The 19376-nt window shown below is 55.8% G+C and carries 21 protein-coding genes and 1 tRNA gene; 8 read left to right on the top strand and 14 right to left on the bottom strand.

Annotated features, from left to right (window positions below):
• Positions 1 to 126: 126 nt before the first annotated feature.
• Positions 127 to 321: a hypothetical protein gene (locus QGT73_RS04650; protein WP_280121632.1), complete on the bottom strand. Its 195-nt coding sequence runs from the start codon at positions 319 to 321 to the stop codon at positions 127 to 129.
• A gap of 220 nt (positions 322 to 541) precedes the next feature.
• Here QGT73_RS04650 and QGT73_RS04645 point away from each other — a divergent pair, with 220 nt between their 5' ends.
• From QGT73_RS04645 to neuB, 5 genes are all read left to right on the top strand, one after another.
• Entirely contained in the window at positions 542 to 880 is a 339-nt protein-coding gene (locus QGT73_RS04645) for a MerR family transcriptional regulator (protein WP_280121631.1), read from the top strand.
• 30 nt (positions 881 to 910) lie between these two features.
• A complete protein-coding gene (mltG, locus tag QGT73_RS04640) occupies positions 911 to 1999 on the top strand; it encodes an endolytic transglycosylase MltG (protein WP_280121630.1) in 1089 nt (362 codons plus the stop codon).
• A gap of 75 nt (positions 2000 to 2074) precedes the next feature.
• A complete protein-coding gene (locus QGT73_RS04635) occupies positions 2075 to 2680 on the top strand; it encodes a porin family protein (RefSeq protein WP_280121629.1) in 606 nt (201 codons plus the stop codon).
• Complete coding sequence (locus QGT73_RS04630; protein WP_280121628.1) at positions 2680 to 3312, top strand: NeuD/PglB/VioB family sugar acetyltransferase; 633 nt, start codon at positions 2680 to 2682, stop codon at positions 3310 to 3312. The genes QGT73_RS04635 and QGT73_RS04630 overlap by 1 nt, the downstream gene beginning before the upstream one ends.
• Positions 3313 to 3321: 9 nt before the next feature.
• Positions 3322 to 4350 carry an N-acetylneuraminate synthase gene (neuB, locus tag QGT73_RS04625; RefSeq protein WP_280121627.1) on the top strand — a complete coding sequence of 343 codons (1029 nt, stop codon included), beginning with the start codon at positions 3322 to 3324 and terminating at the stop codon, positions 4348 to 4350.
• Between the two features lie 79 nt (positions 4351 to 4429).
• Here neuB and QGT73_RS04620 read toward each other — a convergent pair.
• Positions 4430 to 4501, bottom strand: a tRNA-Arg gene (locus QGT73_RS04620).
• A gap of 433 nt (positions 4502 to 4934) precedes the next feature.
• Here QGT73_RS04620 and QGT73_RS04615 point away from each other — a divergent pair.
• Positions 4935 to 6071 (top strand): AAA family ATPase, encoded by a 1137-nt coding sequence (locus QGT73_RS04615; protein ID WP_280121626.1) that lies wholly within the window; start codon positions 4935 to 4937, stop codon positions 6069 to 6071.
• Between the two features lie 254 nt (positions 6072 to 6325).
• Here QGT73_RS04615 and QGT73_RS04610 read toward each other — a convergent pair whose 3' ends face one another.
• The 12 genes from QGT73_RS04610 to QGT73_RS04555 all read right to left on the bottom strand — a co-directional run bounded on the left by QGT73_RS04610 (position 6326) and on the right by QGT73_RS04555 (position 16541).
• Positions 6326 to 7114 (bottom strand): nitrilase-related carbon-nitrogen hydrolase, encoded by a 789-nt coding sequence (locus QGT73_RS04610; RefSeq protein WP_280121625.1) that lies wholly within the window; start codon positions 7112 to 7114, stop codon positions 6326 to 6328.
• Positions 7111 to 7650, bottom strand: a complete 540-nt coding sequence (locus QGT73_RS04605) for a lysophospholipid acyltransferase family protein (RefSeq protein ID WP_280121624.1) — start codon at positions 7648 to 7650, stop codon at positions 7111 to 7113. Before QGT73_RS04605 ends, QGT73_RS04610 begins: the two co-directional genes overlap by 4 nt.
• 42 nt (positions 7651 to 7692) lie before the next feature.
• Complete coding sequence (locus QGT73_RS04600) at positions 7693 to 8094, bottom strand: hypothetical protein (RefSeq protein WP_123617063.1); 402 nt, start codon at positions 8092 to 8094, stop codon at positions 7693 to 7695.
• Between the two features lie 82 nt (positions 8095 to 8176).
• The gene (gene thrC, locus QGT73_RS04595) at positions 8177 to 9493 is read right to left on the bottom strand and encodes a threonine synthase (RefSeq protein ID WP_280121623.1); all 1317 of its coding nucleotides are present in this window, start codon (positions 9491 to 9493) and stop codon (positions 8177 to 8179) included.
• 11 nt (positions 9494 to 9504) lie between these two features.
• Complete coding sequence (locus QGT73_RS04590) at positions 9505 to 9834, bottom strand: hypothetical protein (protein ID WP_280121622.1); 330 nt, start codon at positions 9832 to 9834, stop codon at positions 9505 to 9507.
• Positions 9831 to 10718, bottom strand: coding sequence for a 4-hydroxy-3-methylbut-2-enyl diphosphate reductase (locus tag QGT73_RS04585; RefSeq protein ID WP_123617060.1), 888 nt, complete (start codon positions 10716 to 10718; stop codon positions 9831 to 9833). Before QGT73_RS04585 ends, QGT73_RS04590 begins: the two co-directional genes overlap by 4 nt.
• Before the next feature lie 2 nt (positions 10719 to 10720).
• Complete coding sequence (gene cmk / locus QGT73_RS04580) at positions 10721 to 11425, bottom strand: (d)CMP kinase (RefSeq protein ID WP_280121621.1); 705 nt, start codon at positions 11423 to 11425, stop codon at positions 10721 to 10723.
• The gene (gene porQ / locus QGT73_RS04575; protein ID WP_280121620.1) at positions 11415 to 12443 is read right to left on the bottom strand and encodes a type IX secretion system protein PorQ; all 1029 of its coding nucleotides are present in this window, start codon (positions 12441 to 12443) and stop codon (positions 11415 to 11417) included. The genes cmk and porQ overlap by 11 nt, the downstream gene beginning before the upstream one ends.
• 166 nt (positions 12444 to 12609) lie before the next feature.
• Positions 12610 to 13383 carry a prephenate dehydrogenase/arogenate dehydrogenase family protein gene (locus QGT73_RS04570; protein WP_280121619.1) on the bottom strand — a complete coding sequence of 258 codons (774 nt, stop codon included), beginning with the start codon at positions 13381 to 13383 and terminating at the stop codon, positions 12610 to 12612.
• A gap of 3 nt (positions 13384 to 13386) precedes the next feature.
• Positions 13387 to 14454, bottom strand: coding sequence for a bifunctional 3-deoxy-7-phosphoheptulonate synthase/chorismate mutase type II (locus QGT73_RS04565; RefSeq protein ID WP_280121618.1), 1068 nt, complete (start codon positions 14452 to 14454; stop codon positions 13387 to 13389).
• A 32-nt stretch (positions 14455 to 14486) separates the two neighbouring features.
• On the bottom strand, positions 14487 to 15644 hold the full coding sequence (locus tag QGT73_RS04560; RefSeq protein WP_280121617.1) for a pyridoxal phosphate-dependent aminotransferase: 1158 nt from the start codon (positions 15642 to 15644) through the stop codon (positions 14487 to 14489).
• A gap of 51 nt (positions 15645 to 15695) precedes the next feature.
• A complete protein-coding gene (locus QGT73_RS04555) occupies positions 15696 to 16541 on the bottom strand; it encodes a prephenate dehydratase (protein ID WP_280121650.1) in 846 nt (281 codons plus the stop codon).
• 434 nt (positions 16542 to 16975) lie between these two features.
• On the opposite strand from QGT73_RS04555, the gene QGT73_RS04550 reads away from it, so the two are divergent.
• Both QGT73_RS04550 and QGT73_RS04545 read left to right on the top strand, forming a co-directional pair.
• Entirely contained in the window at positions 16976 to 18295 is a 1320-nt protein-coding gene (locus QGT73_RS04550; protein WP_280121616.1) for a T9SS type B sorting domain-containing protein, read from the top strand.
• A 41-nt stretch (positions 18296 to 18336) separates the two neighbouring features.
• Positions 18337 to 19329: a lytic transglycosylase domain-containing protein gene (locus QGT73_RS04545; RefSeq protein ID WP_280121615.1), complete on the top strand. Its 993-nt coding sequence runs from the start codon at positions 18337 to 18339 to the stop codon at positions 19327 to 19329.
• The last annotated feature ends 47 nt before the right edge of the window (positions 19330 to 19376 follow it).

Genomic DNA, 19376 nt, shown 5'->3' with positions numbered 1-19376 from the left:
AGGGCTTGAAAATAAGGAAAGCTGGTCGCACGTAATAGCTACGGGCAATCAGCTTAATACCTTTGAAGTGTCCGGGGGGGGGTATGAATCGGGCCGGACCTTCCTTGTTAGGTGTTACCGCAAAAATTATTCAGCGGCAGCTACGCTGTCAACGGGAGCAACAGTGCTGTCAGCAGCTACGCTGTCAACAGTAGCAACTTCCTCAACAACGGCCTCTTCTACAACGGGCTCGGTAGTTTCCTGAGCAGCCTTGTCAGAAGAACCGCAGGAGAACAAAGATGCGCTGAAAGCAACAGCGGCAACTAAAACTAACTTTTTCATTTTTTCTTTTCTCGTTAAATTATTGAACAATATTTAAGCTTCAAAAACAGTGCAAAGTTAAGACAAAAAACTTACATACCAAACTTTTTTTATGGTTTTTTTTGCGATACGCGGATTTTTTGTGAAAATATTTAAATTTTCGTAAATCCGACCGACATTTTTTAACAAGATTGAGCGTCGGGATGGATATTTGCCAGTTTCTTATTACCTTTGCACAGCTATGAAAGAATCGACAAGCAAACGTTATTATAAGATAAGCGAAGTCGTGGACATGACCGGAGTCGTGGCATCGACCCTGCGCTTCTGGGAGACACAGTTTTCCATCCTCTCGCCCAAGCGCAACGACCGCGGGACGCGTTTCTACACGCCGGCCGACATCGACACGATCAATATGATCAAGTATCTGCTCCACGACAAGGGTCTGAAAATCGAGGCCGCACGCGAGGAGCTGCGCATCAACCGCGACGGCATCACCCGCAAGGCCGAGGCTCTCAGACGGCTCGGGGTGGTGCGCGACCGCCTGCAGACACTCATCGACTCGCTCCACAAATTACGCTGACACCTTAATTATATATATGACATTATATATATGACCGCGACATCTACCACACGCAAGCCCTCTCTCCGCAAGAAGAAAAAAGCCAAGGGCAATGACACATGGCTGCGCCGCCACTCGATGGGGGTCATGATAGCCGTCATAGCCGTGATTGTGGCCATAGGCTCGGTGCTGGCCTTTGCCTTCATCCCCTATGCGGGAGGGTCGGAGGACGGCGAGTGGGTCTACGTGCCCCATGGTGCCACCCCCTCGCAGGTCAAGGACAGCCTCAAGACACGGCTGGGGTCTCCGATGGGCACACGCGTATATGTGATGTGGAAGCTCATGGGCAACAATCCCGCCCGCACCGAAGGGGCCTATCGCATTGACCGCGGGCAGACGGCCCTCGGCATAGCCCGCCGCATGGCCACAGGGCGTCAGACTCCGGTGAAGGTGACCTTTAACGGCACACGCACCATGCCCATGCTGGCCGAGCGCATCGCCTCGCAGTTGCAGTGCACGCCCGAGGAGTTTATGGACGCGTGTCTCGAGGTGCTGCCCGACCGCGGCTTCACCCGTGCCACCTTTCCTGCGGCCTTTCTGCCCGACACCTACGAATTTTACTGGAGCGCGTCGCCGGCCAATGTCGTGAAACGTCTGCTCGACTATCGCGACGCTTTCTGGACCGACGAGCGCAAGGCCAAGGCCCGCGCCCTCGGGCTGAGCAAGACCGAGGTGGCCACGGTGGCGTCAATCATCGAGGAGGAGACGGCCAAGCGCGACGAGCGGCCCATGGTGGCGCGTCTGTATCTCAACCGTCTGCACAAGGGTATGCGTCTGCAGGCCGACCCGACGGTCAAGTATGCCGTGGGCGACTTCACGCTGCGCCGCATCAGGGGCGAGCATCTCAAATGCCGCTCGCCCTACAACACCTATCAGGTCGACGGCCTGCCCCCGGGCCCCATCAGGGTGCCGACAGGCGCGGCCATGGACGATGTGCTCAACGCTCCGCATCATAATTATATATATATGTGTGCCAAGGAGGATTTTTCGGGCTATCACAACTTTGCCTCCGACTATGCCACCCACCAGGCCAACGCCCGCAGGTATCAGCAGGAGCTCAACAGGCGTAAAATTCATTGACAATTCATTTTTTATCAAGGAAATAATTGCTATTTTTGCAGTCACAACACGTAATCAACACTATTTAAAAGACGTATGAAACACATCAGAATCGCAATCGCCATGCTCGCCGTCATGCTGGGCGCATCGGCGGCACAGGCAGGCGGCCTCTTCAAGTTCGGCCCCAAGGTCGGACTCACCGTCAATGCCCTCCACTTCAACAACGACCTCTTTGACAGCAGCAACCAGACGGGATGGACCGCAGGTCTGATGACCGAGTTCAAGGTGCCCGTGATAGGCATCGGAGCCGACCTCTCGCTCATGTATGTGCGCCGCAACTCGGAATACATGTATCAGAACAATCTCAGCAAGGACAACCGCGACTATATCGAGATACCCCTCAATCTCCGCTACAACTTCTCGCTCCCCGTGGTGAGCAAGGTGCTCGTGCCCTACATCGGTGTAGGCCCGAGCGTGTCGGTGCTCACAAGCGGCAAGACTTATGAAAACTTCCGCAACAAGTCGGTCGACTGGGCTCTCAACTTCGGCATAGGCGTACAGCTCCTGAGCCGTCTCGACGTCAACGCCCGCTACGGTCTCGGTCTGACCAAAGCCGTCAACACCGTAAGCTCCTCCACAAGCGAGGCCGGCATCGAGGGCAAAAACCGCTACTGGACCGTGTCGGTGGCCTATCTCTTCTGATGGCCCGACCCATAGCACTCATAGGCGGAGGGGGACACGCCCTTTCGCTGCTCGACATACTCCCGTCATCTGCAAAGGTGGCGGGATACGTTGATTTGGCCCCCGTCCCGTCCATGCCCCTCGGGTGGCTTGGCGACGACGCGGCCTTTATGGCGGACTGCGCCCCCGACTCGACCGACATCATCGTGACCCTCGTCAGCGGAGCCGACTGCTCGCTCAGGGCACGGCGCAGGGTCATAGACCGCTACGGCCGCTACGGCTCGCCCGTGACGGTGGCACCCTCGGCCATAGTGTCGCCCTCGGCACGGCTGGGAGGAGGCACGGCCGTGTTTCACCGCGCGACGGTCAACGCCGCCACCACCGCCGGAGCTCACTGCGTAATCAACACCGGGGCCATCGTGGAGCACGGATGCACGCTGGGCGACAACGTGTTCATAGGCCCAGGAGCCGTCATATGCGGAGGCGTCACCATAGGCGATGACACATATATAGGCGCGGGCGTCATCATAAAGCCCTGCGTGAGCATCGGAGCCGGCGTCACCGTGGGGGCCGGAGCCGTAGTGACAGCCGACATCCCCGCCGCGGGCACTTATGCCGGAGTGCCGGCCCGACCTCTTCATCAAAAACGATAAACACACCTCATGACAACACCTCCCCACACCATAATAATAGCCGAAGCGGGCGTCAACCACAACGGCTCGCTCGACACGGCCCTCGAGATGGTGGGCCGCGCGGCCCGTGCCGGAGTCGACTATGTGAAGTTTCAGACCTTCAAGGCCGAAAATCTCGTGTCGGCCTCAGCCCCCAAGGCCCGCTATCAGCAGGAAAACTGCGGTGACCGCGAGGGCGACGACAACTCTCAACTGGCTATGCTCAAGGGGCTCGAACTGTCCGCGGCCGACTTTGCCCGGCTGGCCGAAGAGTGTCGCCGTCATGGGGTGGGCTTCATGAGCACCCCGTTTGACCACGAATCCATCGAGCAGCTCGCGGCCCTCGGCATGGACTACTGGAAGATACCCTCGGGCGAAATCACCAATCTGCCCTATCTGCGCCACATAGCATCCAAGGGGGGACGCGTCATCCTCTCGACAGGCATGTCGACGCTCCCCGAGGTGGAGAGTGCCGTGACCGCTCTATGCGAGCGAGGACTCATCACACGCTCCGACATCTACCTGCTGCACTGCACCACCCAATACCCCACCCCGCCCGAAGCCGTCAATCTCCGCGCCATGGACACGCTCGCCACGCTCGGATGTGGCGGCACAGGCTACAGCGACCACACGCGCGGCATCACCGTGGCCATAGCCGCAGCAGCCCGCGGAGCCATGATTATAGAGAAGCATTTCACGCTCGACCGCTCCATGCCGGGGCCCGACCACAAGGCGTCGCTCACGCCCGACGAGCTCGCAGCCATGGTCTCGGCCATACGCGAGACGGAGCTGGCTCTCGGACACCCCGACAAGACCGTCACCGAGGCCGAGCGGCCCAACATAGCCGTGGCGCGCAAGAGCATCGTGGCCTCGCGCCACATCTCCAAGGGCGAGACCCTCTCCGACAGCAATCTCGCGGCCAAACGTCCAGGCACCGGGCTAAGCCCCATGCTCTGGGACTCCGTCACAGGCACCCGCGCCATACGCGACTTCGAGCCCGACGAGCCCATAGAGATATAGAGACGACAAACCGTCAGCCACAACCACTGTGACCGACGGCCTAACAAACAAAAAATGAACGAACAAATAATGTATTTCGTACCTCGGAGGGGAATCGAACCCCTATCTGAAAATTAGGAATTTCCCATTCTATCCATTGAACTACCAAGGCAGACATGCATCAAATGCAGTGCAAAGATACGCATTATCCGAGAAATCTCCAAAACAAATAAATGTAAAATAGGAAAATAGGGAACAGGCGACAAGGAATGTAAATAACGAAAATCCTGTTATCCAACCCATGTTTTCCCCCCCCGAGTCTCAGTCTCACTATTTTGACACTGACATGAGACAGTCTCACAAGAGTGTCAACTTTGTGAGACTGAGACTGCACACGAGGACAAAAAACCTCAGTTGCTCCCTTATTATCGACACCATGCGACATTATCGCACCTTTAGGGCCCTTGGCGTGACGTAACTTTGCAGCGTGAGGCCTTAACATCCCCCTCACCCTAAATATTATGTCTGATGTACGAAACAAACGTCACGTCGCTCTCGCTAAAAAAAGCGGGAAACCTCTTCACATATCTTCCTTGAGCAAGATATTGTCTGACATTAGGGCCGAGGCCGCTACTGCCGCGGCCAATGCGGCTCAGACGGCCGCCTGTAATCCTCCTAAGAAAGAGAAGCAGGCGGCTGTAAAGCCCCGACCTGCACCTGCGTCACGCCGACCTGCCATCACTCGCATGCTGTCGGGGTCTGACTGGGCCCGCCACGCAGCCGTGACCATCGACCAGAAGCAGTTGTGTGGTCCGCTATGGTATGAGGGAGAGATATGCATACTGTTTGCCGACACCAATGTGGGCAAGTCGATACTCGCCGTGCAGATAGCCGACATGGTGGCCAACGGCATGCACTGCACTACGACTCTGCCCGAACTCAGACCCGAGACACTGTCGCAGTCCGTGGTATATGCCGACTTTGAGCTGAGTCTCGTACAGTTTGGCCGACGCTATTCGTGTCCGCATCCCGACGAGCCGGGGCGCAAGGTGTATTACGATTTCAGCCAGCAGTTCAACCGCGTAGAGCTGTGTTACGACATGTCGTCCGACGATTTTACCGACGATTACGCCACCCAGGCGTTTGCCGACCAGGTTATCTCCGACCTCGAGATGCGCATCGAGGAGGCAATGGCCCGAGTGCTCATCATCGACAATATCACCTTCATGGCCTCGGGCACCGAGTCGGCCGCCGACGCCATGCCGCTCATGAAGAAGCTCGTAGCTCTCAAAAAGCGTCACGACCTGAGTATACTCCTGCTGGCCCATACGCCTAAGCGCGCTCTCTGCAACCCTCTCACCCGCAATGACCTCCAAGGCTCCAAGATGCTTATCAACTTTGCCGACTCGGCCTTTGCCATCGGCGAGAGCAACCGCGGTAAGGACCTGCGCTATATCAAGCAGATCAAGCAGCGCAACTGCGAGCAGGTCTATGACCGCGACAATGTGCTATCATGCACCATAGGCAAGATTTACGAAAACTTTGTGGGCTTCTCATCCATAGGCACCGACAGCGAGGACTCCCATCTGGCCGAGCGTCAGAGCAACCGACGTTCGCGCGACGACCTCCGCAAAGCAGCCGACGAGCTTAAGACCGCGGGCAAGAGTGCCGAACAGATAGCCACGGCTCTCGGGGTGAGCCGCGCCACAGCTTTCAGACTACTGAAAAAACAGGACGAGTGAGACAAGCAGTCTCAGTCTCACGATTTTGACACTGTAATGAGACAGTCTCACAGTAGTGTCACCTTTGTGAGACTGAGACCCCGCACAGGGGGATACAAAAGGACATAAGTTTCATAAGAAACAAAAGTCATTTATCTATATAACCGACAGCCATATAGATGATTAAAAAAACTTTTGTTTCTTATGAAACTTATGTCCTTTTGTATCTCCCCCCCGCAGACTTATGTCCTTTTGTATCTCCCCCCGCAGAAAGTTCAGGGGAGTTCGATGCTCCACTTGTCCGACGCGGCATAGGCGGGAAAGCGGGCACGGCCCTGGGCAAGCGCGCGGAGGTCGAGCAGAGCGTAGTGATAGCCGTTGCGGCGCGTCTCCTGGATATTGACGCCGAGATTGTCATACATGCCTGAGTCTGACAGCTTGTATTCGCCATACTTGTCAGAGCCCAAGCAGTTGGCCACGATGACATAGGCCTGATTTTCGATAGCGCGGGCGGCAAGCAGCGTCTTGAGCTGCTCGGCCCGAGAGTGGGGCCAGTTGGCCGGCACAATCAGCACGTCATACATCGACTCGGGCCTGTTGCGCGTCCACACGGGGAAACGGAGGTCGAAACACAACACCAGCATGAACTCACAGCCGCGATAACGTATGCGTGCCGGCATCTCGCGGCCGGGGGTATAGACCTTGTCCTCGGTCGACAGCGGGAAGAGGTGGCGTTTGTCATAAAACGTCACGTCGCCCCCCGGCTCCATGAAGAAGCCGCGGTTGAAATAACGGCCTCCTCCGTCGGTGGCCAGAAAACTGCCCGCTATGGCAAAGCCGAAAAACTCGGCCCAGCGTCGGAGAGCCGCGACGGTGCGTCCGTCGTTGGGCTCGGCAAGCTGCGAGACGGTCTTCTGATCGGGCACAAACGAGGTGGTGAAGAGCTCGGGCAGCACCACTACATCGGTGTCGCGCTCCACGTCGTTGAGAGCCTTGGCGGCCGTGAGTAGATTGTCCTCGACCGAGGCATACGCTATGTCGAGGGGGATGGTGCAGATTTTCATTCGGCTGAAAAGTTTTCGGGTATGATGCCTTGAAACTGTCGGTAATAACTCTTGATGGCACGCATGTCGGCCTCGATGTCGCCCGTGGGGGTAAAGGTCTTTTCGAGATGCACCAGCTTGTTGGCGGCGTCGATGGCTCCGAGCACTATGGGCACGCGGGCCTCATAGGCGATGTGCAGGAAGCCCGTGCGCCATTGGCTGACGCGCGCGCGGGTGCCCTCGGGCGTGATGGCTATGCAGAGGCTCTCGGAGGTGTCAAACTTGTGTATGATGGCCTCGCTGAGCGACGACCCGCGTCGGCGCGACACAGGGATGCCTCCCATGGCTCTGAACAGATATTTCATGGGGAAGAAAAACCATGCTTCCTTCATCAGAAAGCCCGCCTTGCGTCCGAGCGACCACCAGGCAAATTTACCCAGCACAAAGTCCCAGTTGGACGTGTGAGGGGCCACACAGATAATGCTCTTCGGATAGTCGGGCACTGTGCAGAGCACCCGCCATCCGAAGAGTCGTAATATGCTTTTACAAAATCCCATAGTTATGCTTTGGGAAGTCTATTTTCTATACGAGTGGGGTTCTTACTTGCTCTCCTCGGCAAATCCGAGCTCGAGTATATGCTTCATCTGAGCCTTGCGCTGCTCGGGGGTCGAGGCGTCGGGCACTGTAGCGTTCATCTCCTTGAGTATCTCCTGCACGCGTGCGTTGAAGTGCTCGCGCAGCTTGGCGAACGAGGCCTTGAAATAGGCACGGCGCGCGTCGGCATACTCTTTCCTGTTGTCAAACGACCGGGGCGTGCGCGGAAACTCCACGCTCACCAGCCGCAGAGCCGACGCCTGGAGGTCGGCAAGCTGATAGATAATCTCGTTGAGCTTCTCGCGGTCGATGCCGGGAATGGCGATTTTGGCTAATACACATTCACCCGCAAGTGCTCCGCATATGCGATGAATCTCTTTCTTCAGGAGTCGTTTGTTGGCTGCCATAAATAAGTATATGTTTAGAATGGATGATTAAATCTGTGTTATTCTTTCTCTCTCTGTCTGTCTACGGTTACAACGTCTGAGGTCAGCCGTTGGTTGTGTGGGTCAATATCTTTTTAAGAGCCTCGTATGACACCGATATGCGCGGATGCTGCGCCCCGCGGTGCGTGCCCGCGGCCCGCAGAGGGCTCTTAAGCTCCACGCCTGTGGCGTCACATACGGTGCGGGCAAACTTGGCGGGATGGGCCGTGGCAAGAAATATGCCCGTCTCCCCCTCCTTTATGTCATCGCGCAGGGCCGCAAGGGCCGACGCCCCGTGAGGGTCGAGAAGATACGAGTCGGCCGAATAGGTGCGCGACATCGAGGCAAGTATGTCGTCATCACTGTAGGAATGCCCCTTGACCAGACGCGAGATGGGCCCGTAGTCGCCCGCAAACATGTCGAGGATGCGCGAGATGTTTGACGGATTGCCCACATCCATCGCGCAAGCCACCGTCCTGACAGCCCGCCGCGGGATGAATTTGCCCGTGAGCAGATAGTCGACCGTCACATCGTTGACATTGTTGGCCACGACAAAACGCTTGACCGGGAGCCCCATGCGCCACGCAAGCAGTCCGGCCGTCAGATTGCCGAGATTGCCCGATGGTATCGACATCACCACACGCCCGTGCATGTCGCCCTCCTCACGCCCGGCAAGCACTCCATAAGCGTGAAAGAAGTAAAACATCTGGGGCAACAGGCGGCAGATGTTGATGGAGTTGGCCGACGTGAGCTCAAACTCCCTGCGCAACTCCCCGTCGCCAAACGCCTCCTTCACAAGCCGCTGGCAGTCGTCAAACGTGCCCAGCACCTCGATGGGATGCACCGCCCCTGCGGCCACGTCGAGCTGCTCGCGCTGCATGCGCGACAACCGTCCCGAGGGATAGAGAATGTAGACCTCCACCCCCGGCACATCCTTGAAGCCGGCGGCCACCGCCCCGCCCGAGTCGCCCGAAGTGGCCACGAGCACCTTGACCTTGCCCGAGCCCTGGCGCGAGGAGTAATGCCCGATGATGCGGGCCAGAAATCGCGCCCCAACATCCTTGAAAGCATACGTCGGGCCGTGAAACAGCTCGAGCGAATAGATGTTGTCCTCGACCTTGACCAGAGGGATGTCGAAGGTAAATGTATCGTTCACTATCTGCCTTATCTCGGCAGAGTCTATCTCGTCGCCCAGCATGAGGTCGGCCACGACAAACGCTATGTCGCGCACGCTCATCCCGGATATATTGTTGAAGAAAGCCGCCGGTATCACAGGTATACGCTCGGGCATATACAGTCCACCGTCTGGTGCCAGTCCCGTCATCACGGCCTCTCTCAGCCCCACGGTCGGCGATTGTCGGTTTGTGCTATATAACTTCATGCTGATACGTTTCAGAATAAAACCCGGGCCAATGAGTCGTCATTGGCCTTAATGTAATCCGTAAAACCACGTTCATAATCGGCCGAAGCCTGCGCCCCGAGCCTGTCGTGAATATTGGTGATGCGCGCACGCACATCCAGCAGAGCATCCTGCAGAGCGGCCTCATTGTCACGCAGACCCACCGCACGCTCGCCATGTTCCTGCCCCAGAGCATAAGCCTTGCGGTCACGCACATGACGGCTCACACCGTCCGAGCCTCCACACGACACCGCCATGGCGGCCAGCATCACGGCAGCCACAGTCGCCGCCGTCAGCAATCCTTTAGTGCCACGCCCTCTCATGACCTGTCGCTCAGATGGTTCATCACAGTGTCGCGCACCTGCTCCATGAGCCAGCGCGGAGTGGAAGTAGCCCCGCAGATGCCTACCGACGAGGCCCCGTCGATCCACGCGGGGTCAAAATCGGCCGACCCCGACACAAGATACGTGCGCGGATTCACGTCAAGACACTCCTTGAAAAGCACCTTGCCGTTGCTGCTCTTGACACCCGCCACAAACAGCACCACACCATGGGCCGCCGCAAAGTCGCGCAGGTGATTCACCCTGTTGGCCACCTGACGGCATATGGTGTCGAAATATCTGAACTCCACGCCATCGGCCTTGCGACGCTCTATCTCGCGCGTCATCTCGGCAAATCCGCTCAGCGACATTGTGGTCTGCGAATAGAGAGCGATGTCACGCCCGAAGTCGATGCGGTCGTCGAGCTGCGACACATTCTCCACCACAATGGCCTCGCCGTTGGTCTGACCCACCAGGCCGTTGACCTCGGCATGTCCCGCCTTGCCGTAAATCACTATCTGCGGACGCGACGCATCATTGTCATAAGTCTCCTTTATGCGACGCTGCAGCCTCAGCACCACCGGACACGTCGCGTCGACAATCTCTATGCCCAGCCTCCGGGCCAGGCCATAGGTCGACGGCGGCTCGCCGTGGGCACGCAGCAACACCCTCGCCCCGGCAAGCCGAGGCAGGTCATCATGGGTGATGGTGGAAAGCCCCTTGCGCTCGAGCCGCTCCACCTCATCATTGTTGTGCACTATGTCGCCAAGACAATAGAGAGGGGCGTCCGTGCGCTCCAGCTCCTCCTCGGCCTTGCGTATGGCACCGACCACTCCGTGACAGAAGCCCGAACTGGCATCAATCTCAACCACCGGATTACTCTTCATGCTCAACGGTCTGATTGGGCTGTACGCTCGCGGTAAAGGTCGAGCAGCCACGCGTTCTGCTCCTCGATGGTCATGGCCGAATTGTCAAGACGCACCGCGTCGGCGGCACACCTCAGCGGGCCCTCCGAGCGAGTCTCGTCTATGTGGTCGCGGGTGCGCACATTCTCGAGCACCTCCTCATAAGTGACCTCGGCCCCTTTCCCGAGCAACTCCTTATAGCGGCGTTCGGCCCTGCGTTCGGCCGACGCGTCGCAAAACACCTTCATCTCAGCCTGCGGAAACACCACCGTGCCGATGTCGCGGCCATCCATGACTATGCCCTTGCTCTCGCCCATCGCCTGCTGCATCCTCACCAGCGCGCGACGCACCTCGGGAATAGCCGCTATGGGCGACACACAGTTGCTCACCTCGAGCGAGCGTATCTCATTCTCGACCACCTCGCCGTCAAGAGTCGTGAGCTGGCGCGGTCCGTCGACCAGAAAGTCAATCCTGATGTCAGCAAGAGCGGCCACGATAGGCCCGACCTCCGGCTCGACACCCGGCGACACATACCCGTGACGCATGGCCCAGAGGGTCACCGCCCTGTACATGGCACCCGAATCGATATAACGGTAACCTATGGCCGACGCAAGCTGACGGGCCATAGTGCTTTTGCCCGACGAGGAATACCCGTCGATGGCTATGATAATCTTTGAATCAGAACTCATATAGACGTGTTGATATGTTTAGCATAATGGTTGTAGCCCCCGTGTGAGGCTGCGACAAGGCAAGCCCCAGCCCGAAACTGCTCACATTCAGCCCCAGACATGCCGAAAACCCCGACAGAAAACTGCGCTTGTAGGTCGACATATCCGTGCGTGTGCGGTAATTGTAGCCAAGGCCGATATGAAAGCTGTCGGACGGACGGAAATCAGCCCCAAACACGAGATGCCTGAAAAGATTGCTCATAAACTTATCCTTGAGCTGCGGAGTGTCACCCTCGGTGCCGTCACCGTTGTCATAAAACGGCAGATGCCACCTGGTGAGATCATGAGCGGTCACCGACAGCACAAGAGGCACTCCGCTCAGCCCCTTGCTCATGCCCACACGCAGGTCGACGGGCACACGCTCATAACGACGGTCAAACCGCTTGATCTGACCGCCGAGATTGGCAAGCATGGCCGAGAACGAGAAGTCTCGCTCGGCGTCATAATAATTGACACCCAGGTCAGTGGCAACCGCCATGGCCGTATAGGCATCATATGTGGAGTAAATATATTTCACACTCGCACCGCCACGCCATGTGTCAGTGATATCATGGGCATAAGTGGCCGAAAACACCATGTCCTTGGGCGAAAAATCACCCGTCAGCACACCGTTGACATCGGCACCCTTGATTGACCCGTAGCCGAAATACTGCACTCCGGCCGCCCACGCGCCGTGATCGCCGGCCCTGCGGCCAAACTTCACCCCGGCAAAATTACTTTCACCCACATAGCGCATATAGTTAATCCCGATCTGCATGTCGACCTCGGGGCCGAGCAGACCGGGATTGCGGTCCGACGCATTTATGTCATCGTCGATATTCGATATGTTCATTCCGCCCAGACCATAAGCCAGGGTGGACGAGGGTATGTTGAGAAACGAGTAGAACGTGTCACCGCCACTCTGAGCATAAGCTCCGGCCGACGACAGCACGCCCGACACAAGAGCCAACCCTATGATATGAATCCGAGACAGCCTCATACTGTTTGTAACGAATCTGACCGCCGCTTTATTATACGGCCCCGCAACTTTCATCCGGGCCGCCCGTCAAGAGATACACGCAGAGCCCCGGCATCATCCGCCGACAGCAGATAAGCCCGAAGCTCCGCATGACTCTCTATTTCATAATATCCGGCTCACAGCCACATCACTTGATATGCTCGCGCGCCTGGGCAAGATATGCCGACATGGCCTGCGAGTCTCTGCGCTTCACTATCTCAAGCAGCTCGCTGAGCTTGCCCACGATGCCCTCAAGCTGCGAGGGAGTGTGAGGATTGAAAAGTATCTCGCTCACAAGATACTCATCCTCGCTCATAAGCCCCTCGGCTATCTGCATGTGACGCTTGAACGTAGTGCCCGGAGCCTCCTGATGCTTCATGACCGACGCAAACGCCAGCGTGGCGGCAAACGGGATGGAGAGCGAATAGGCTATGGTCTCGTCATGCTCCTCAAAGGTGTACTCCACGATATTGAGCCGCAGACGCGAATACAGGTCGCGGAAAAACACCTTGCCCAGATAGTCGCCCTCCGAGATGATGATGGCGTTCTCGTTGCTCAGATTGCTCAGCGACGCAAAGGTCGGGCCAAACATGGGATGGGTGCTCACATACGGATGTCCGCACGAGGCATAAAACTCGGGCAACCCCGTCTTGACCGACGCTATATCGCTTATGATACACGCCTTGGGCAGATGGGGCAACACCTGCCGGAACGCATCGAGCGTATATTTGACCGTCGAAGCGTTTATGACAAGCTGAGGCTCGAATCCGTCAATCTCATCAAGACTCGAGAAACGCTGGGCGTTAAACGTGAAGCGCAGCTTTTCCGGCCTGAGGTCATAGACAGCCACCTCGTGGTCAAACGAAAGCAGGTCGCAGAAAAACGACCCCATCTTGCCGGCTCCAAGTATCAATATCTTCATGTCTTATTTATTGAGTTCCACCTGTATGCGCACCGACTCCTCATGTATTGACGAAAGCACGGCCCGCATGAAATCCTCGCTCATGCCCATAGCCTTGGCCGCAAGCACACGGGTGGTCATGATGTCGTCATAACGTCCGGCCTGCACCACAGGCATGTTGTGCTCCTTCTTATATGCGCCGATCTCACGCGAAATATTCATGCGCTTGCCGAGAATCTCGATAAGCTCATTGTCAAGCTGGTCGATCTGACGACGCAGATGCACAAGATTTTCGGTAGGAACGGGAGCGTCACGAAACACGAGGTTGTCAAGTATCACCCCGAGCACCTCGGGCGTAACCTGCTGCTTGCTGTCGCTCCAAGCACAGTCGGGATCACAGTGGCTTTCGATAATCAGGCCGTCAAAACCCATGTCGAGAGCCTGCTGCGAGAGCGAAGCGATAAGCTCGCGCTTGCCTCCGATGTGACTCGGGTCGCAAATGATAGGCAGCGAGGGGAAACGGCGGCGCAGCTCCAGAGGTATGCGCCACTGGGGATGATTGCGGTAAATCTGAGGACCATAGGTCGAAAATCCGCGGTGTATCACTCCGAGACGGTGTATGCCGGCATTGTAAAGACGCTCGAGCGCACCCACCCACAGCTCCAGGTCGGGATTGACGGGATTCTTCACAAGGACAGGAATATCCTTGCCGCTCTCACACAGCACATCAGCTATCTCCTGCATGGCAAAAGGATTGGCCGACGTTCTTGCCCCCACCCAAAGGAGGTCTACGCCATACTCGAGAGCCGCCTCGACATGTCCGCGGTTGGCGACTTCGGTCGACACCTTCATGCCGGTCTCCTTTTTGACCTTGGTGAGCCAGGCAAGGCCGGGCACACCCACTCCCTCGAAGCCTCCGGGCTTGGTGCGGGGTTTCCAGATGCCTGCGCGGAATATCTTGATGCCTGCACGTGCAAGCCCACGCGCTGTCGCGAGCACCTGCTCTTCGGTTTCGGCACTGCACGGGCCTGAGATTATGAGAGGACGGCCGAGTTCCACGCCGTCTATTGCGAGAGGTTCTATATTTTCCATTTTTATAGTAAGTGTTATTGTTTTTTTTTCGATTAACTGTTTTTGATTCGCTTCAACGCCTCCGAGAGCTTATCCTCGGGCGCACAGAGCGAGATGCGTATGTAACGGTCGCCGTTGCGGCCGAATATGAATCCCGGAGTGATAAACACTCGGGCATCCTTGAGTATGCGGTCGGCCAGTTGCTCCGACGTCACATCCGGGTCAGTGATGCGGCCCCACAGGAACAGGCCCGACTGCGTTGGGTCGAATGTACAGCCCAGCTCGGCCATAATCTCCTCGGCTATGGCCCTGCGCGAAGCATAGGCCTCGTTGAGACGGTCGTGCCACTCGGGACCCTCGTCAAGAGCCCTGGCTGCGGCAAGCATCAGCGGCTTGAACTGACCCGAGTCGATATTGCTCTTGATGCGGAGCACCCATGACAGGAACGTGGGATTGCTCACCGCCACCCCGACACGCCATCCGGGCATATTATGGCTTTTGCTCAGCGAGTTAAGCTCTATGGCTATATCCTTCGCACCCGGCACCGACATGATGCTCATAGGCTCGCTGTTGAGTATAAACGAGTAAGGATTGTCATGCACGATGACTATGCCGTGACGGCGGCCGAAGTCTATGGCCCGCTCAAACGTCTCACGTCGGGCCCGTGCACCGGTGGGCATATGCGGATAGTTGAGCCACATGAGTTTCACCCCGTTCAGATCAAGACGCTCGAGGGCATCAAAATCGGGCTGCCATCCGTTCTCTTCGGTCAGGTCGTATGTCAGCACCTCGGCTCCGGCCATGCGGCTTATGGACGAATAGGTCGGATAACCCGGGTCGGGTATCAGCACCTTGTCACCGGGATTTATGAATGTAAGCGAGATGTGGGTCACACCTTCCTTCGAGCCGATCAACGGCTGTATCTCCGACTTGGGGTCAAGCTCCACGCCATACCAACGCTTGTACCAGCGGGCAAACGCTTCGCGCAACTCCGGCACTCCGACATGTGGCTGATAGCCGTGATTAGAGGGGTTGTGTATCGCCTCGGTCATTGTTTCGATTACCGAAGCCGGAGGTGGCAGGTCGGGACCGCCGATGCCGAGCGATATGATGTCAACGCCCTGCGCTCTGAGGGCCGCAATCTCCTTAAGTTTGGTCGAGAAATAATATTCCTTGATCTGCTGTACTCTTTGTGAGGGTTGTATATCCATAATGAAGAGATATCCTAAAAACTTTATACTCTGTGTCCTTGGGTCACTTGTTTAATGTGTCACTTTAGCCTCTGTGTATTCTCCGAGAATGCTCAGGTCACGTATGAGAGGCCTTACGGCATCAATCGCCTGATGGAAGCGAAGCACGCTGTCAAATGTAAGGTCGACATAAAAGCGATATTCCCACTCCCTGCCTACAATCGGCGTCGACTGAATCTTGGAGAGATTTACATCGTAAAACGACAGTATGGTCAGAATCTTTGATAGCGCGCCCTGGGTGTGGGGAAGCGTAAACACGATCGAAGCCTTGTCGACATCCTTCTCCTTCGGACCTATCTCTGCCGCCACAAGAGGATCGGCAAGTATGAGAAAGCGGGTAAAATTGCGCTTGTTGGTCTCGATGCCGCGCTCGAGTATGTGCAGGCCATACAGCTCGGCGGCATACTGTCCGCACACGGCGGCATGGCCGGTCAGCTTGTCGCGGGCTATCTCCTCGGCACTTCCCGCGGTGTCAAACCGCTCCACTATCTTGAGATTGGGATGACGGCGCAGATATTGCTCACACTGCATGAGTGCCATCGGATGAGAATTTACTTCAGTGAGATTCTCGATTTCCTGTCCGGGGAGGGCACAGAGCACATGCGAGATGCGCAGCTTCAGTTCGCCTATCACACGAAGATTGCTCTGGCGCAGCAATTCATGGTTCTGAAGCAGAGGCCCGGCTATGGTGTTTTCCACAGCCACTATACCCAGCAATGATGCGTCTGAGGCAAGCGTCTCAAACATTGAGGGAAATGTCTCGCAAGAAATTGTCTCGACATCTTCACCTTCGAAATATAGATGGGCTGCCGCATCATGAAAACACCCGGCTACACCTTGAATCGTAATCTTTTTCATCTTCTGAGATTCATATATAAAAAGTTTCATCCCGCCTCCTTCTTTCCTGGAAGCGGGATGATTTATTGTGGCTTAGTCTTAGCTTGTCCTATCTTGATTCTTTCATTGGATTATGCACGCAATGTCCCGCTTCTTATTTTTTGGCAAAATAAAAATAATAAAAATACGAGTATGCGTAAAATCGTGAAGTCATCTTTTTTAATTTGTTCTTTTACAAATACACCGCAAAGTTATGTTTTATTTTTACAATCTGCAAAATTTTTCGCGGAAAATAACACAAAAATTCACCAACCACACATTCCGGCCGTTCGACACTGTTTCCGGCACACTTATTTTCACACCCTGTATGGTTAACTTAACCTAAAGCCTCGGTTGGACTATTTGACATGAACCAAAAAATTATTACCTTTGTAAGTTACAAAAATCAAGACCGCATGATATCCGTCCGACTCACAGCTTTAGCATTAGCCTATGCAGTCTCAGCATATGCCGACATATCACTCTCTTATGTCGGCACTCCGGCCTCAGACCCTGCGATACATGTTGACACCCAGACCTCGGCAGGCCTTAACGGAGGCATATACGTAGTCCCCTCGGTCGCCGGTCTGCGCATCACCTGTACAAGCGATGCTCCTGAAAATGTAAAATGGCAGCGGTTTTCATCGCTCGGCGCAGCCTATGCCGAAGATGTCGCTCCATCCGGACATGACGCCACATCGTCGTGGCTCGACTCTCCGCAAGGCGACATGGGCTATGCCATACAGTCAGACGGACAGCCCACCATATATATATGGCTTGTGGACTACAGCACACACACATTCTCTCCCGGCACATTGACACTCGCCCCCGAGCAGGAATGTGGCCGCGTGGCTTTGGAGTGCACCGGTTCAGGTGACGAGATTGCCTATTATTCAATCAACGGACGCCGGCTTACGCTTTCACGCGAAATCACCCTCTCTTATACGACACTCGACTGGGACAACTCGGTGCAAAACTACGTAGAGACAGCCACGAGCGAGACCCTAGAATATCTCCCGCAGCTCATTCATGCCGATGCCCCGTTATGCACCACCTCATATACTCTTGAGGGCGACCGCTTTCTGCGCGCATGGGGACACGGCTCATCCTTCACATCGCCCGAGTATGCCCCCCACTCCATCTCGGCACACACCGAAACGGTGTCAGACAACACCGCAGGCGACAACGAAATCTCATCGGCACAGCCCGGAGCATTAGGAGGCTCGGCTCCGCAGACCGTCACATTCTCGGCCAGTGTGACCGACGCAGCCATCTTTCACGAATGGCAGATGTCACGCTATGCCGATTTTGACGACATAACCATGCGTGCTTCCGAACTTGATTTTACTTACACGTTCACCGAACACGGCACCGTGTATGTGCGTTTATACTGTGCCAATAGTGACGCATCATGCGAATACTACGGCCCGACCTATGAAATATCAATAGGCGAGTCGATGCTCAAATGTCCCAACGCATTCACCCCCTTCAACCAGGATGGAGTAAACGACATTTGGAAAGTGAGCTACTCGTCGATCATCGAGTTTGAATGTCACATCTTCAACCGCAGCGGACGAAAAATCATATCGTTCACCGACCCGTCACAAGGCTGGGACGGCCGTTTCGGAGGCAAATTTGTCCCTGCGGGAGCCTATTATTATGTAATAAAGGCCCGCGGAGCTGACGGCAAAGACTACAAGCTGTCGGGCGACATCAATCTCATTGACTACAAATAACGACAATATACACACATTTACATCATCATAAAGCAACGACAATGAAACTCAACCACATATCATTTCTCGGCTCGGCTGCGGCCCTTGCCCTTCTGGCCATGTTTGCCCCCACCGAGACCGCAACAGCCTCACAAAGCGCGTCGGCTTCTGCCGAAGAGTCCACACGACAACCCACACCACTGTCACCTGTCATATCACCCGTCATACCTGAGCACGTGACATTTGCAGGCAAAAAGATTTCGCTTGACGACACCGACATGTGGGAACGGCTCGACCGCGAGCTTTCGGCCATGAGTTACACCCATGGCAATACGCTCCTGGCTCTTAAACGCGCCAACCGATATTTTCCCGTCATAGCCCCGATACTCAAGGAGCAGGGTATTCCGGCCGACATGATGTATCTCGCAGCTATCGAATCGACCCTTAATCCGCGGGCTCTTTCTCCCGCCAAAGCCGCCGGAATGTGGCAGTTCATGCCCACCACCGGCAAAGAATACGGACTCGAGGTAGGCACAGAAGTCGACGAACGCTACGATGTCGAAAAATCCACTCGTGCCGCATGCCGATACCTCAAAGACGCATATGCAAAATATGGCAACTGGGAGTCGGTAGCCGCAAGCTACAACGGAGGCATGGCACGTGTCACCAAGGAGCTTGCCGACCAGCAGGCCACATCGGCCTACGATCTGTGGCTTGCCGAAGAGACGATGCGTTACATGTTTCGTCTGCTTGCCATGAAAATGATTATGGAGTCACCGCAACAATATGGTTTCATACTCTCCGCCTCTCAGCTCTATCAGCCGATTGAATATACTACAGTCAAGGTCAACGGCCCTGTTGACGACTGGTCAAAATGGGCCAAAAACCAGGGCATCGACTATCTGACCCTACGCGAGCACAACCCATGGATACGCACCAAATCTCTGACCAACAAGACCGGCAAATCATACACCGTGCGTATTCCGACACCCGATTCACTCTCACGCTCAAAGCAAAAGACCAAAGTCTACAATCCTGCATGGATTTCCGACTAATCACCTAATGCAATGAACAGTACATCCGAATGTAAAAGCAATCCTTC

This window comes from Duncaniella muricolitica (assembly GCF_910574735.1).
In the GTDB taxonomy this organism is placed as follows: Bacteria; Bacteroidota; Bacteroidia; order Bacteroidales; family Muribaculaceae; genus Duncaniella; species Duncaniella muricolitica.
This window is presented reverse-complemented; position numbering and strand designations above follow the sequence as displayed.

Bases quoted from the DNA above. Each gene is read 5' to 3' on its own strand.
- QGT73_RS04650 (WP_280121632.1), bottom strand. From the start codon at position 321: ATGAAAAAGTTAGTTTTAGTTGCCGCTGTTGCTTTCAGCGCATCTTTG.
- QGT73_RS04645 (WP_280121631.1), top strand. From the start codon at position 542: ATGAAAGAATCGACAAGCAAACGTTATTATAAGATAAGCGAAGTCGTG.
- mltG (WP_280121630.1), top strand. From the start codon at position 911: ATGACCGCGACATCTACCACACGCAAGCCCTCTCTCCGCAAGAAGAAA.
- QGT73_RS04635 (WP_280121629.1), top strand. From the start codon at position 2,075: ATGAAACACATCAGAATCGCAATCGCCATGCTCGCCGTCATGCTGGGC.
- QGT73_RS04630 (WP_280121628.1), top strand. From the start codon at position 2,680: ATGGCCCGACCCATAGCACTCATAGGCGGAGGGGGACACGCCCTTTCG.
- neuB (WP_280121627.1), top strand. From the start codon at position 3,322: ATGACAACACCTCCCCACACCATAATAATAGCCGAAGCGGGCGTCAAC.
- QGT73_RS04610 (WP_280121625.1), bottom strand. From the start codon at position 7,114: ATGAAAATCTGCACCATCCCCCTCGACATAGCGTATGCCTCGGTCGAG.
- QGT73_RS04605 (WP_280121624.1), bottom strand. From the start codon at position 7,650: ATGGGATTTTGTAAAAGCATATTACGACTCTTCGGATGGCGGGTGCTC.
- QGT73_RS04600 (WP_123617063.1), bottom strand. From the start codon at position 8,094: ATGGCAGCCAACAAACGACTCCTGAAGAAAGAGATTCATCGCATATGC.
- thrC (WP_280121623.1), bottom strand. From the start codon at position 9,493: ATGAAGTTATATAGCACAAACCGACAATCGCCGACCGTGGGGCTGAGA.
- QGT73_RS04590 (WP_280121622.1), bottom strand. From the start codon at position 9,834: ATGAGAGGGCGTGGCACTAAAGGATTGCTGACGGCGGCGACTGTGGCT.
- QGT73_RS04585 (WP_123617060.1), bottom strand. From the start codon at position 10,718: ATGAAGAGTAATCCGGTGGTTGAGATTGATGCCAGTTCGGGCTTCTGT.
- cmk (WP_280121621.1), bottom strand. From the start codon at position 11,425: ATGAGTTCTGATTCAAAGATTATCATAGCCATCGACGGGTATTCCTCG.
- porQ (WP_280121620.1), bottom strand. From the start codon at position 12,443: ATGAGGCTGTCTCGGATTCATATCATAGGGTTGGCTCTTGTGTCGGGC.
- QGT73_RS04570 (WP_280121619.1), bottom strand. From the start codon at position 13,383: ATGAAGATATTGATACTTGGAGCCGGCAAGATGGGGTCGTTTTTCTGC.
- QGT73_RS04565 (WP_280121618.1), bottom strand. From the start codon at position 14,454: ATGGAAAATATAGAACCTCTCGCAATAGACGGCGTGGAACTCGGCCGT.
- QGT73_RS04560 (WP_280121617.1), bottom strand. From the start codon at position 15,644: ATGGATATACAACCCTCACAAAGAGTACAGCAGATCAAGGAATATTAT.
- QGT73_RS04555 (WP_280121650.1), bottom strand. From the start codon at position 16,541: ATGAAAAAGATTACGATTCAAGGTGTAGCCGGGTGTTTTCATGATGCG.
- QGT73_RS04550 (WP_280121616.1), top strand. From the start codon at position 16,976: ATGATATCCGTCCGACTCACAGCTTTAGCATTAGCCTATGCAGTCTCA.
- QGT73_RS04545 (WP_280121615.1), top strand. From the start codon at position 18,337: ATGAAACTCAACCACATATCATTTCTCGGCTCGGCTGCGGCCCTTGCC.